Annotated in this window: 15 protein-coding genes; 9 read left to right on the forward strand and 6 right to left on the reverse strand. The window is 63.2% G+C overall.

The genetic code is table 11. From position 1 onward, the window contains the following. The first annotated feature begins 159 nt into the window (after window positions 1-159). The 4 genes from AC05QJ_RS05100 (at window position 160) to AC05QJ_RS05115 (ending at window position 2,241) form a co-directional block, all read left to right on the forward strand. Window positions 160-474, forward strand: a complete 315-nt coding sequence (locus AC05QJ_RS05100) for a PA4575 family protein (protein WP_476745892.1) — start codon at window positions 160-162, stop codon at window positions 472-474. Between the two features lie 133 nt (window positions 475-607). Further along, a complete protein-coding gene (locus AC05QJ_RS05105) occupies window positions 608-1,096 on the forward strand; it encodes a TIGR00645 family protein (protein ID WP_476745893.1) in 489 nt (162 codons plus the stop codon). 135 nt (window positions 1,097-1,231) lie between these two features. Beyond that, window positions 1,232-1,537, forward strand: coding sequence for a DUF6482 family protein (locus AC05QJ_RS05110; protein WP_476745894.1), 306 nt, complete (start codon window positions 1,232-1,234; stop codon window positions 1,535-1,537). An 86-nt stretch (window positions 1,538-1,623) separates the two neighbouring features. Next, window positions 1,624-2,241, forward strand: a complete 618-nt coding sequence (locus AC05QJ_RS05115) for an FKBP-type peptidyl-prolyl cis-trans isomerase (protein WP_476745895.1) — start codon at window positions 1,624-1,626, stop codon at window positions 2,239-2,241. A gap of 63 nt (window positions 2,242-2,304) precedes the next feature. Here AC05QJ_RS05115 and AC05QJ_RS05120 read toward each other — a convergent pair whose 3' ends face one another. From AC05QJ_RS05120 to AC05QJ_RS05130, 3 genes are all read right to left on the reverse strand, one after another. After that, window positions 2,305-2,553: a PA4570 family protein gene (locus AC05QJ_RS05120; protein WP_476745896.1), complete on the reverse strand. Its 249-nt coding sequence runs from the start codon at window positions 2,551-2,553 to the stop codon at window positions 2,305-2,307. A gap of 130 nt (window positions 2,554-2,683) precedes the next feature. Next, window positions 2,684-3,025: a zinc ribbon domain-containing protein YjdM gene (locus tag AC05QJ_RS05125; RefSeq protein WP_042124778.1), complete on the reverse strand. Its 342-nt coding sequence runs from the start codon at window positions 3,023-3,025 to the stop codon at window positions 2,684-2,686. 111 nt (window positions 3,026-3,136) lie between these two features. Continuing rightward, window positions 3,137-4,105: a polyprenyl synthetase family protein gene (locus AC05QJ_RS05130; RefSeq protein ID WP_476745897.1), complete on the reverse strand. Its 969-nt coding sequence runs from the start codon at window positions 4,103-4,105 to the stop codon at window positions 3,137-3,139. A 250-nt stretch (window positions 4,106-4,355) separates the two neighbouring features. Between AC05QJ_RS05130 and rplU the strand changes: the two genes are divergently transcribed. The 5 genes from rplU (at window position 4,356) to AC05QJ_RS05155 (ending at window position 8,057) form a co-directional block, all read left to right on the forward strand. Next, a complete protein-coding gene (rplU, locus tag AC05QJ_RS05135; RefSeq protein ID WP_476745898.1) occupies window positions 4,356-4,670 on the forward strand; it encodes a 50S ribosomal protein L21 in 315 nt (104 codons plus the stop codon). Window positions 4,671-4,702: 32 nt separating this feature from the next. Next, a complete protein-coding gene (gene rpmA, locus AC05QJ_RS05140) occupies window positions 4,703-4,960 on the forward strand; it encodes a 50S ribosomal protein L27 (RefSeq protein ID WP_009398991.1) in 258 nt (85 codons plus the stop codon). A 194-nt stretch (window positions 4,961-5,154) separates the two neighbouring features. Next, entirely contained in the window at window positions 5,155-6,378 is a 1,224-nt protein-coding gene (cgtA, locus tag AC05QJ_RS05145) for an Obg family GTPase CgtA (protein WP_476745899.1), read from the forward strand. Between the two features lie 93 nt (window positions 6,379-6,471). Beyond that, on the forward strand, window positions 6,472-7,590 hold the full coding sequence (gene proB / locus AC05QJ_RS05150; RefSeq protein WP_476745900.1) for a glutamate 5-kinase: 1,119 nt from the start codon (window positions 6,472-6,474) through the stop codon (window positions 7,588-7,590). Window positions 7,591-7,643: 53 nt separating this feature from the next. Beyond that, window positions 7,644-8,057: a CreA family protein gene (locus tag AC05QJ_RS05155; protein WP_476747870.1), complete on the forward strand. Its 414-nt coding sequence runs from the start codon at window positions 7,644-7,646 to the stop codon at window positions 8,055-8,057. A 120-nt stretch (window positions 8,058-8,177) separates the two neighbouring features. On the opposite strand, the gene mksF is transcribed toward AC05QJ_RS05155, so the two are convergent. Genes mksF through mksB form a run of 3 tightly spaced genes read right to left on the reverse strand, consistent with a single transcriptional unit; the run spans window position 8,178 to window position 12,974 of the window. Then, complete coding sequence (gene mksF, locus AC05QJ_RS05160; RefSeq protein WP_476745901.1) at window positions 8,178-11,009, reverse strand: Mks condensin complex protein MksF; 2,832 nt, start codon at window positions 11,007-11,009, stop codon at window positions 8,178-8,180. Beyond that, window positions 11,006-11,707: an Mks condensin complex protein MksE gene (gene mksE, locus AC05QJ_RS05165; RefSeq protein ID WP_476745902.1), complete on the reverse strand. Its 702-nt coding sequence runs from the start codon at window positions 11,705-11,707 to the stop codon at window positions 11,006-11,008. Before mksE ends, mksF begins: the two co-directional genes overlap by 4 nt. Beyond that, on the reverse strand, window positions 11,697-12,974 hold the full coding sequence (gene mksB / locus AC05QJ_RS05170; protein WP_476745903.1) for an Mks condensin complex protein MksB: 1,278 nt from the start codon (window positions 12,972-12,974) through the stop codon (window positions 11,697-11,699). The genes mksE and mksB overlap by 11 nt, the downstream gene beginning before the upstream one ends. Between the last annotated feature and the right edge of the window lie 22 nt (window positions 12,975-12,996).

A 12,996-nucleotide genomic window follows, 5' to 3' on the forward strand; every position in this document is an offset into this window, starting at 1 on the left:
GCCGCAGTGGCATGACCATTCGGCGCCCGTTTTCCATGGTGGACTTGTCGGAGCCGGTTTTCTTCTATCCTTCAGGGCATGGATAGTCGTCGGTACAGGATAGAAACAGCCTTTTCTGTGGTCGAAGGCTGAACAAGGTTCCTTCCGAGGGTCTTCGCCATGACGCGCAGCCTCAGTCTCACCCGTCAATGCCTGGGTCTGGTGACCCGCATCGAATGCAGCATTCGCCCGCTGGCCGGCGACAACGGCATGTGGACGCTCCTCTTCGCCGCCGGCATGGCGGGCGAACAACCCTCGGCGATCAAGGCCCAAGGCCCTTTCCACGGACCATTCGTGGCCGAGTCGGTGCTCAATGCCATCGTCGACAGCCTGACGTTGCACGGCTATCAGGTGGCTGACGACCCGCAGATCTGGTGCGTGCACCTGCAGGCACAATTGCGGCGGGTCAACGGCCACGTGCATCAGGCGGTCTGAGCCCCGCAGCGCCGGAAACACCCGTGTTCCGGCCTTTCTTCGTGCCTGCGGCAGCGCGTCGCGGGCTTTTTCTGACACGTCTGGCTGATATACTCGCGCTCGATTTTCCCCCCGCCTTCAGGTGACTAGCTCAATGGAACGCTTTATCGAAAATGCGATGTACGCCTCGCGCTGGCTGCTCGCACCGATCTACTTTGGATTGTCACTGGGCCTGCTGGCGCTGGCATTGAAGTTCTTCCAGGAGATCTTCCATGTCCTGCCGAACGTTTTCGCCCTGGCGGAAGCCGATCTGATCCTGGTGCTGCTGTCGCTGATCGACATGGCACTGGTGGGCGGCCTGCTAGTGATGGTGATGATTTCCGGCTACGAGAACTTCGTCTCGCAACTGGACATCGACGAAAGCAAGGAAAAGCTCAACTGGCTGGGCAAGATGGACTCGTCTTCGCTGAAGATGAAGGTCGCAGCGTCGATCGTGGCGATTTCCTCGATCCACTTGCTGCGGGTGTTCATGGATGCCCAGAACATCTCGTCGAACTACCTGATGTGGTACGTGATCATTCACATGACCTTCGTGGTCTCGGCGTTCGCCATGGGTTACCTGGACAAGCTGACCAAGCACTGATCCCGGATTGCCGCCCCGAAGACACCGCCCGTCCGTTGCAAAACGGACGGGCGGTTGCGTTTTTGCCTTGTGCTTTGTCCGGTGCTGTACAAAAAATGAACGGTCGCTCGAATGTTTCTGTTGCGAGGTACGTCCATGAACCTGCATGAGTTGAACGCCCAGGCCCGCTCGGGTCATGTCCAGGAGCTGAACCTGATCGCCATAGAAGGCGGAGACTTCCTCCTCGAAGCGCGCTGCCACGGCAAGGCCCATGCGTTGACCGACGCCCGTGGCGCCCGCCTTAAAGTCCACTCGGTGGTCGACGCGCAGCGCCTGCTGGTGGGGCTGCCAGCGCTGCCCACGCACCTGGTGCACTGGTCGGTGCAGGATGAAATGTGTGGCATGGCCGATGTCGCCGAGGAAGACCTCAGGCTGCCGTTGTCCCGCGGCTCCGTCTCGTAGCTGAACTGCTTTGCCGCAGTGTGCTAGGCTGCTTGCCCTTTTCATGAAGGGCGCGGTCTTCATGCGCCCTGCAGCGGAGCACGTCAATGTCCGAAATCAACCTGTCCACCGATGAAACCCGCGTCAGCTACGGCATCGGCCGTCAACTGGGCGGCCAACTGCGTGACAACCCGCCACCGGGTGTCAGCCTGGAAGCCATCCTGGCTGGCCTGACCGACGCCTTCAACGGTGCCGAAAGCCGCGTCAGCGAAGAAGCCCTGTCCGCCAGCTTCAAGGTCATCCGTGAAGTCATGCAGGCCGAACAAGCCGCCAAGGCTGAAGCTGCAGCGGCTGCCGGCAAGGAATTCCTGGTCGAGAACGCCAAGCGCGAAGGCATCACCACCCTGGCTTCGGGTCTGCAATTCGAAGTGCTGACCGCCGGTGAAGGCGCCAAGCCGACCCGCGAAGACAACGTGCGTACCCACTACCACGGCACCCTGATCGACGGCACTGTCTTCGACAGCTCCTACGAGCGCGGCCAGCCAGCCGAATTCCCGGTTGGCGGCGTGATCGCCGGCTGGACCGAAGCCTTGCAACTGATGAACGCAGGCAGCAAATGGCGCCTGTATGTGCCGAGCGAGCTGGCTTACGGCGCCCAGGGCGTCGGCAGCATCCCGCCGCACAGCACCCTGGTGTTCGACGTCGAGCTGCTGGACGTTCTGTAAGGCTTCAGGCCTTATCGCTGGCGTCGCCAGCGATAAGGCCCTAAAGACCAGCAAAGTAATCCGCTAGAACCCCGTATGCGGGGTGTTCGGGCGCAACGCCCGGGCATAACAGAACAGGAACAGGTTCCTCACCAGTTCCTTGAGCACGATCGGCTCACTCGAATTCAATCCACTGAGATCCAGGTCGCCCTGGTCGCGCAGTTCATCGAGCGCGGCTTCTTCGAGTACGGCACAGACTTCGCCGGTCTCGCGATGAAGGATGCGCAGGTAAGGTTGGGGGCGGTCAAGCCAGGCGTCGATCAGATAAGTCATGGCTATTCTCCTTGAAAGCGTTCAATGAGAATAATTCTTATTATCTAAATGGCAAGTGACAAATGAGAATTTTTTGCATTTTCTGTCGAAGTGCGCGCCCGTGTCGCAGGGCGCGCCTCTGAATTCAGGGTCAGACCTTGCGGACGAACTCGGATTTCAGCTTCATCGGGCCGATGCCGTCGATCTTGCAGTCGATGTCGTGGTCGCCATCGCACAGGCGGATGTTCTTCACCTTGGTGCCGACCTTGACCACCAGCGAGGTGCCCTTGACCTTCAGGTCCTTGATCACGGTGATGGTGTCGCCGTCCTGCAGGACGTTGCCCACTGCATCCTTCTTCACCACATCGTCATTGGCCGCTTCGGCTTCGCCGCTGGCGGACCACTCGTGGGCGCACTCGGGGCAGATCAGCTGGGCGCCGTCTTCATAGGTGTATTCGGAGTTGCATTTGGGGCAGGGTGGCAAGGTGCTCACTACATTTCCTCGGGGCGTGCGTACAGAAAGCCCACATTGTATAGGGTTTTGCCTGGCAGAGGAAAAGCGCGGGAGAAGCCTGGCCCGTCGAGCGACGGGCCGGAGGGACTATCAGTGTGTGCGGGCGACGGCGAATTCGCTGAGTTCGACCAGTGCATCGCGGTATTCGCTCGGCGGCAGTGCGTCGAGGCAGGCGATGGCACGGGCGACGTAGTCGCGGGCCAGTTGTGCGGTGTAGTCGAGGGCGCCCGCTGCTTCCACGGCTTCGCGGATGCTTTCCAGGTCCTCGATCCCGCCTTTCTGGATCGCCTGGCGAACCAGGGCGGCCTGTTCAGGGGTGCCTTCGCGCATGGTGTAGATCAGCGGCAGGGTCGGCTTGCCTTCGGCCAGGTCGTCGCCGACGTTCTTGCCCAGGGTCTGCGCGTCGCCCTTGTAGTCCAGCAGGTCGTCCACCAACTGGAAGGCCACGCCCAGGTGGTCGCCAAAGGTGCGCAGGGCCTCGCGCTGCTCTTGGCTGGCTTCGGCCAGGGCGGCGGCGCTGTGGGTCGAGGCTTCGAACAGCATCGCGGTCTTGCCGCGGATGACGTCCATGTAGATTTCTTCGGTGGTGCTGGCGTCACGGATCCGCGACAGTTGCAGCACTTCGCCTTCGGCGATCACCCGGGTGGCCTTGGAGAGGATCTGCATCACGGGCATGGAGCCCAGTTCGACCATCATTTCGAAGGAGCGCGAGTAGAGGAAGTCGCCCACCAGCACGCTTGGCGCGTTGCCCCACAGGGCGTTGGCCGTGGAGCGGCCGCGGCGCATGCCGGACATGTCGACCACGTCGTCATGCAGCAGGGTGGCGGTGTGCAGGAATTCGATGGTGGCGGCCAGCAGGCGCAGATCGTCGCCTTCGCGGCCCAGGGCCTTGCCGCAGAGCAGCACCAGCAGCGGGCGCAGACGCTTGCCGCCGGCCGAGGTGATGTAGTCGCCGATTTTCGATACCAGCGGGACGCGGGAAGTCAGCTGTTTCTTGATGATCTCGTCAACGGCGCTGAAATCGTCCGCTACCGCGCGGTAGAAAGCTTGGGGTTGCATCGGCCACAGGTGCTCCATAGAGGTTGCGCGGCATGCTAGGTTGCGGGTCCCGGCCTGTCAAGGCGCCCGGCCGGACGCCGGGGGGCGGCACTTGCAAGGGTGCAATGCCTTGCGTACAATCGCGCACCCTAACTTCCTGGGCAGCACCTGCCTTACGCAATGCACCGGGCCGTTCCAGCCTCGTGCAGCCATGCCAGCCAATACTCTTCCTATAAAGAGCTGGGTGAGCAGGATTTATCGGAGAAATACCATGTCTTACGCAGTAATCGTTACCGGTGGCAAGCAGTACAAAGTCACCGAAGGTGAATACCTGAAAATCGAAAAACTGGAAGTCGCCACTGGCGAATCCGTTACTTTCGACCGCGTTCTGCTGGTCGCCAATGGCGACGACGTGAACATCGGCGCTCCAGTCGTAGCGGGTGCCAAGGTTGTCGCTGAAGTGGTCTCCCAAGGCCGTCACGACAAAGTGCGCATCATCAAGTTCCGCCGTCGTAAGCACCACATGAAGCGTATGGGCCACCGCCAGTGGTTCACCGAAATCAAGATCACCGGTATTTCGGCTTAATCGCCTGAATCCACTTCTGGAGAATTTGAACCATGGCACACAAAAAAGCTGGTGGTAGTACCCGTAACGGTCGCGACTCAGAAGCCAAACGCCTTGGCGTGAAGATGTATGGCGGCCAGGCTATCGTTCCTGGCAACATCATCGTCCGTCAGCGCGGCACCCAGTTCCACGCTGGCTACGGCGTTGGCATGGGCAAGGATCACACCCTGTTCGCCAAGATCGCGGGTAAGATCAAGTTTGAAGTAAAAGGCGCCTTCGGTCGTCGTTACGTGAGCGTTGTCGCCGAGTAATCGCGCGAACGCTGGAAAAGCCCTGTCTTGCGACGGGGCTTTTTCGTTTGTGGGGTGAGTCTCTTGCAAAACTGTTTGTATGGGCTGCCGGCGCTGGTTGTTACGGTCGTTGACGGGGGCCGCCGCGCTCATTTTTGCAAGAGCCTTATGTCTTTGTGTCATTCAGCTCGTCCAGCTGACGAGAGGCGGTTTTTATGAAGTTTGTTGACGAAGTATCGATCCGGGTCAAAGCCGGTGATGGCGGTAACGGTTGCATGAGCTTCCGCCGCGAAAAATTCATCGAGAACGGTGGCCCCAACGGTGGTGACGGCGGTGACGGTGGCTCGGTGTTCATGGTTGCCGACGAAAACCTCAATACGCTGGTCGACTACCGTTACACCCGTCATTTCGAAGCCCAGCGCGGCGCCAACGGCGGCAGCACCGACTGCACCGGCAAGAAAGGCGACGACCTGATCCTGCGCGTGCCGGTCGGCACCACGGTGATCGACTCGGCCACTCAGGAAGTGATCGGTGACCTGGTCGCACCCGGCCAGAAACTGATGGTCGCCCAGGGCGGCTGGCACGGCCTGGGCAACACCCGTTTCAAGTCCAGCACCAACCGCGCGCCACGCCAGACCACGCCTGGCAAGCCGGGCGACCAGCGTGACCTGAAGCTGGAGATGAAAGTCCTGGCCGACGTTGGCCTGCTGGGCCTGCCGAATGCCGGCAAGAGCACCTTCATTCGCGCCGTTTCCGCGGCCAAGCCGAAGGTTGCCGACTACCCGTTCACCACCCTGGTGCCGAACCTGGGCGTGGTCAGCGTCGATCGCTGGAAGAGCTTCGTCATCGCCGACATTCCCGGCCTGATCGAAGGCGCTTCCGACGGTGCCGGCCTGGGTATCCGCTTCCTCAAGCACCTGGCGCGTACCCGTGTGCTGCTGCACCTGGTCGACCTGGCGCCGCTGGACGAAAGCAGCCCGGCCGATGCCGCCGAAGTGATCGTCAACGAGCTGGAGCGCTTCAGTCCCTCCCTGGGCGAGCGCGAGCGCTGGCTGGTGCTGAACAAGTCGGACATGATCCCGGACGACGAGCGCGACGAGCGGGTCAAGGAAGTGGTCGATCGTCTGCAGTGGGAAGGCCCGGTCTACGTGATCTCGGCCATCTCCCGCCAGGGGACCGAGCAGCTCAGCCATGACCTGATGCGTTACCTGGAAGACCGTGCCGACCGGCTGGCCAACGACCCGGCCTACGCCGAGGAACTGGCCGACCTCGACCAGCGCATCGAAGACGAAGCCCGCGCCCAGTTGCAGGCCCTCGACGACGCCCGCACCCTGCGCCGCACCGGCGTCAAGAGCGTGGACGATGTCAGCGACGACGATGACTTCTGGGACGACGAGGACGACGAAGACGGTCCGGAAATCATTTACGTGCGCGACTGATCCGTTGCAGTACACTGAACGCCGCTTTTTCAAGCGGCGTTTTGTTATCTACAGAATCTACAGAATCCACACAGATCGATAGGTTGGAAGAAGATGCGGAGCAAGGTGACAGGTGCCCAGCGCTGGGTCGTGAAGATTGGCAGTGCCCTGCTGACAGCGGATGGCAAGGGCCTGGATCGCGCGGCCATGGGTGTCTGGGTCGAACAGATGGTGGCGCTGCGTGAAGCGGGCGTCGAGTTGGTGCTGGTCTCTTCGGGGGCCGTGGCTGCCGGCATGAGCCGTCTGGGCTGGACCAAGCGACCGAGTGCGATGAACGAGCTGCAGGCCGCTGCTTCCATCGGTCAGATGGGGCTGGTGCAGGCGTGGGAATCGAGCTTCGCCGAGCACGGCAAGCACACCGCACAGATCCTCCTGACCCACGACGACCTGTCCGATCGCAAGCGTTACCTCAACGCCCGCAGTACCCTGCGTACGCTGGTGGAGCTGGGCGTGGTACCGGTGATCAACGAGAACGACACCGTGGTCACCGACGAGATCCGTTTCGGCGACAACGACACCCTGGCTGCGCTGGTGGCCAACCTGGTGGAAGCCGACCTGCTGGTGATCCTCACTGACCGCGACGGCATGTTCGACGCCGACCCGCGCAACAACCCCGAGGCCCAACTGATCTACGAAGCCCGCGCCGACGACCCGAGCCTCGATGCCGTGGCCGGCGGTACCGGCGGCGCGCTGGGCCGTGGCGGCATGCAGACCAAGCTGCGCGCTGCGCGCCTGGCGGCCCGTTCCGGCGCCCATACCATCATCATCGGTGGCCGTATCGAGCGCGTGCTGGACCGTCTCAAGGCTGGCGAGCGCATCGGCACCCTGCTGTCGCCCGAGCGCGGCATGCTGGCGGCGCGCAAGCAATGGCTGGCCGGTCATCTGCAGACCCGTGGCACCCTGGTGCTGGACGCCGGTGCCGTGCAGGCCCTGCGCGAAGCGAACAAGAGCCTGCTGCCGGTTGGCGTGAAAACCGTGCAAGGCAGCTTCCGCCGTGGCGAGATGGTGGTCTGTGTCGGCCCTGATGGCCTGGAAGTGGCCCGCGGCCTGGCCAACTACAGCGCCCTGGAAGCGCAGAAAATCATCGGCCAGCCGTCGGACGCCATCGAGAGCCTGCTGGGCTACAGCGCCGAGCCTGAGCTGGTGCACCGCGACAACCTGATTCTGGTGTGAGGAGAGACCGCGTGTTCAAGGGATTGCTTGCCGCCGCCGTGTTGGCGTTGCCAATGCTGGCCTCGGCGGAGGAGATCGGTCAGGTCTCCACCGTGTTCAAGTTCGTCGGGCCCAATGACCGCATCGTGGTCGAAGCTTTCGATGACCCCAAGGTCGACGGCGTGACCTGCTACCTGTCCCGGGCCAAGACTGGCGGCCTGAAAGGCGGCCTGGGCCTGGCGGAAGATCGGGCTGAGGCGTCGATCGCCTGCCGCCAGGTCGGGCCGATCAACTTCAAGGGCCAGCTCAAGGATGGCGAGGAAGTGTTCAAGGAGCGCACCTCGCTGGTGTTCAAGACCATGCAGGTGGTGCGCTTCCTCGACAAGAAGCGCAACACGCTGGTCTACCTGGTGTACAGCGACCGCCTGATCGAAGGCAGCCCGCAGAACGCGGTGACGGCGATTCCGATTCTGCCTTGGGCCAATTGATTCAGGGGGCTTTCGGGCCTCATCGCCGGCAACGCCGGCTCCCACGAGTTTGAGTACGCCGCGAAACCAGTGGGAGCCGGCGTTGCCGGCGATGGGGCCCGAAAAAGCCCCGCATCACATTCATGCTGAAGTCTCTTCAGCCTCTTCCCGCACCACCGCCTTCTCCACATCCAGCCGGCTGATGAACTTCCAGTCCGCCTCGTCGATGTAGATACCGTTCGGTCCGCTGCCACCTTCAAGGTCGATCGCCACGCGCGCCGACACCTGCGGCTTCACGCTCGCCAGGATCGGTACGAAGCCCAGTTGCAGGCTGGTTTCCAGCAGTGCCGCCTGGTTGCGTTCGTCGATGTCCGCTGCCTCGTCGAGGTAATACGGCAACCGCACGCGGCCGGCGAGGTCGCGGTCCATCAGGTGCAACAACAGGTACATGTTGGTCAGCGCCTTGATGGTCATGGTGGTGCCGTTGGAGGCGGCGCCGTCGATGTCGGTGTGGATGATCGGCTGGCCGTTGACCTTGGTGATCTCGAACGCCAGTTCGAACAGGTCCTTCAGGCCCAGCTGGTTATGGTTGGCGGCCACGAGGCGGGCCAGGTATTCCTTGGCTTCCTCGTTCTTGTTGTCCTGCTCGGCACTCTGGCTCAGGTCGAACACCGACAGGGTCTCGCCTTCCTCGTACTGGCCGGCACTGTGGATGATCTGGTCGATGTGCTTGAGTGCTTCCTTGTTCGGCGCAAGAACGATGCGGAAGCTTTCCAGGTTGGACACCTGGCGACGGTTGATCTCGCGGTTGAACAGGGCCAGCTGGTGTTCGAGGCTGTCGTAGTCGCTGCGGATGTTGCGCAGGGTCCGGGCAATGTCGGTGACGGCCGCACGGCGCGCCTTGCCCAGGGTCAGGGCTTCGTCGGTACGGTGGGCATAGGCGTTGATCAGCAGTTGCAGGCGGCGCTCCATGTCGTCTTCGCTGTCGAACTTGGCCACGCCCTTGAGGCGGACCTGGGCGTACAGCGCTTCGATCTGGTTATCCACACGCAACAGGCCCTGCCAACTGTCCTGGTAGTCGTTGAGCAGCGGCAGCAGGTTGTCCATGGAGTCGTCCACCGGTTCCATGAACGGCGTGCCGAACGGCAGGTCTGCCGGCAGCAACTGGCGGCGGCGCAGGGCGTCGTCGAGGGTGCGCTGCTTGGCTTCCATGTCGGCGATCTGCCGGCCCACCAGTTGCAGCTTGGCGGACAATTGCTGGACGCGCTCGGTGAAGGCGTCGCTGGAGCGCTTGAGCTCGTCCTGGGCGGCTTCCAGTTGTGCCAGTTGCTCCAGCTTGTCGCCTTCCTCGGCCGACAGGGTCTGGGTGCGGCGGAAGTCTTCCAGGGCTTTCTGTGCGTCGAGCACCTGCTGGTACAGGGTTTCGGTCTGGGTCTTGCTGGCGGCACGGTCGGCGGCCACGGACTGCTGGGTCTTGAGCTGCTTGAGCTCTTTCTCCAGGCGCTCCTTCTGGTCACGCAGCGCGGCACGGTCGGCCAGGGCCTGCAGCGCCGGTGGCTCGATGTGGGACAGGTCGATGGACAGGCCCGGCACTTCGAAGCGCTCGCCCTTGAAGCGGTCGAGTACGCTTTCCAGGGATTTGACCCACACCTCGCTGTCGTCCAGCTCGATGCCACGTTCACCCAGCGGCAGGCTGAACAGCGCGCCGTTGAACAGGCGCATCAGGCGTTCGACGTCCTGTTGGGAGAATTCCTCGCGCAGGCGGGCGTAGCTGTTGTTGTCGGCGTGGTCGAGTTGCTGCTTGACCGCCTTCAGGCGTTTTTCCAGCTCGCGTACCCGCTCGTCGAGGTCTTCGGCGCTGAACTGGCGGGATTGCGCCAGGGCGCCGGCCAGCTCGTCGTGGGCGTCCTTGGCTGCCAGCAGTTGCTGCTCCAGGACCTTGACGTCATCGACCAGGGCGAAGCGGTGCTTGAGCACCGACAGCTCGCCGAGCCAGCGCTGGATCCCGGTGATTTCCCGCTCCAGGCGCATCAGTTCCTGGGTGCCGCTGCGCTGGTCGTTCTGCAGCGCGTCCTGCTCGCCGCGGTAGTGTTCGGACTGGATGACCAGCTCTTCCTTGCGCGCGCTGGCGTAGTCCTGCCAGGTGCCCAGCAGCGAGTCGAGCAGCGGTGACAGGCGGTGCAGCTTGCCGCGCAAAATGTCGCGCTGCGCCACGCCGTTGGCCAGGGCTTCGACCAGTGGCCCTGCGGCCACCAGCGAGTTGTAGTCCTGCTCCATGCGGCGCACGTCGCGGAAGGCTTCTTCGCAGGCGGCGATGTAGTCGACGCTGCCCGAGCGCAGGCTGTGCTCGAAGGCGTCGAGGAACAGTTGCTTGAGCTTGGCCGCCGTGATTTCGCGCATGTGCAGCAGGTTGATGAACAGCGCACGGAAGGTCTTCAGGCTCTGTTCGCTGGTGGAGCGCAGCGGGATCAGGGTCAGGTCCAGCGGGATCGAAGTGTGCCCGCCCACCAGCAGCCGGCGCAGTTCGTCAGGCTTGAGTTCGTAGGCTTTCAGGCCGTTGCGCTCGAGGTTGGCGAACAGCTCTTTCTGGCGCAGGCAGGTGTCGTTCTTCTGGTAGTGGGCCAGGTCCAGTTCGCCGGCGTAGGCGAAGAACTGGTGACCGAAACCGCCGCCCGGACCGCGACCGACCACGCCGATCACATGGGGGCCGTGGGGCAGGTTGACTTCGCAGAGGATGTAGCTGGTGTCGCTGGCGAAGTAGAAGCGCCGCGATTGTTCCAGGCTGTACTTGCCGAAGCTCATGTCCGACATGCGCGCCAGGATGGGGAATTGCAGGGCGTTGATCGAGGCACTCTTGCCCAGGTTGTTCGCGCCGTAGACCGACAGCGGGTGTTCCAGGGGGAACAGGCCAAGGCTGTAGCCGGCGGTGTTGAGCAGTGCGAAGCGGCGGATGCCGTAGCGTTCCTGGCTCATGCGTCAATCTCCTGTTGCTCTTCGGCGATGGCCCGGGCCAGGGCCTCTTCTTCGCTTTCCTCGAACGGCGCCAGATCCAGCGGATCGTCGGTGCGGTTGAGCTCTTCGGGGCTTTCCTCTTCCACCAGCACCGGGGTCGGCAGCGGCAGGTTGCTGTGCAGGCTGGCGGCCAGGTCGCGGTCCTGCTGGACCGACAGGCAGACATCGAGGAAGCGGTGCATCGGCGGCAGGAAGCGGTAGATGCCGTTCTCTTCATGGGCGAAGCCGAGCTGGGTCATGCGGCGCATGATTTTTTCTTCCAGCTCGTCGGGGGTCTGCACTTCGGCCTGGAGGAACAGGTCGCGGTACTTGTCCAGCAGCGAAGGCAGTTCGTCACGGCCAAGGCTGCCGCCGTCGAGCACGGCCATCGGGTCGCGGCCCTGGTCGGCCAGGTGTTCCACCAGGATGAAGGTGAACAGCGACAGGCGCTGCGCGGTCTTGTTGACCTGGGCGGCGGCCTGCTCGGGGACGAAGTAGTAGAACCCGCGGGTATCGCACACCAGCTCGAAGCCCAGGGCCCTGAACAGACTGCGGTACTGGTCCTGGAAATTCGACAGTTGAGCGTACAGCTCCGGGTCGCGCCGGCTGATGTGGAAGCCCTTGAACAGCTCGCGGAAGATCGGTGCGAGCTGGGACAGTTCGGAAAGATCAAGATGCATGGGTAGGGCTCGCTTTTGGCTCGGGCGAAGTCTCGCGGCTGGATGTCAGGGCGAAGGAGCGCAGGCTGACCAGGTGTTCGCGGGTGGTGTAGTTGCGGCGTTCGAGGCGCTCGCGGGCGAAGCGTTTTTCCCGCGAGAGGCGCGAGAACCAGTAGAGCAACTCGTCGGTGGCGCCTTCGGGTTCCTGTTCCAGCAGCCAGACCATCAGGTCCGGCAGCGGCAGGGCATCTTCGCAGCGTTCGAGCATTTCCTTGACCGTGCGTGGCGCACGGGTCGGCTCGCCCTTGTGGCTCTTGTGCGCCTTGGGGAACTGCGCCGGCTTGGGTTCGAAGCGGGCGAGGGCGTAGACATAGGCCTCGACCTGGCTGGCGCTGCCGAGGAAGGTGCTCTGCGGCCGGGTGAACAGCGGCATGGCGGCCTGCGGCACGGCGTCGATGCCCTTGCGCCGGATCACCGAAAGGGCGAGGGCGGCGCCGCGGGTCACGGCGTTGTGCCGGCGCGCCTCTTCACGCAGCGGCAGCAGCAGTTCGCGGGCGTGGCGCAGGGTCAACTGGGCGCTGGTCTGCATTTCCAGGATGCGCGCGTGGGTACGCAACAGCATGTCGTCGTCGACCAGTTGGCCGAGCCGGGCCTGCTCGCTGAGCAGGCGCAGCAGCACGGTCTCGACCTTGCGCACGCCTTGCTCGAAGGCGCCGTCGGCGTTGACCAACTGGATCATCGGCTCGACGTATTCGTCCCAGGTCGCCAGGACCTCGGCGTAACGCTGGCGCAGCGGGATCTGCCGGTCGCTGGTCTTGGCCCGTTCGGCCACGCCGACCAGCGCCTGCTCGTCGTTGTCGAGCTTCTTCAACACATCGCGCACGCGCATGTCGAGCAGGCGCAACTGACGGGCCAGATCGTGGCCGTCGCGGATGTCGAAGGCGTCCTGGATATGCCCGGCCAGCCGCTCCAGGTGGCGCAGGTAGGCTTCGATCTCCAGGCACAGGCCCAGGCGGTGTTCGCGGCGCAGGTAGGCGAGAAAATCGTGGATCTGGGCGTTCAGCTCGAAGCGGTTCGGGCTTTTGGCCACCGGGACGAGGATGTCCAGGCGGATCCATACGTCGAGCAGGTTGGTGATGTCCTGGGGCGTGCTTTCCAACTGCTGGGCAGCCAGTTGCTGGCGCAGTTCGCCCAGGCTCAGGGTGCCCCCGTCGAACCGCTCGCACAGCGGTTCCAACAGGTTCCAGTGTTCAGCCAGGGCGCGCAGGACGCGCTTGGGTTCGATCATTGGCGGTTCGACTCGCTGCCAA

Source organism: Pseudomonas sp. TUM25319, from assembly GCF_056388475.1.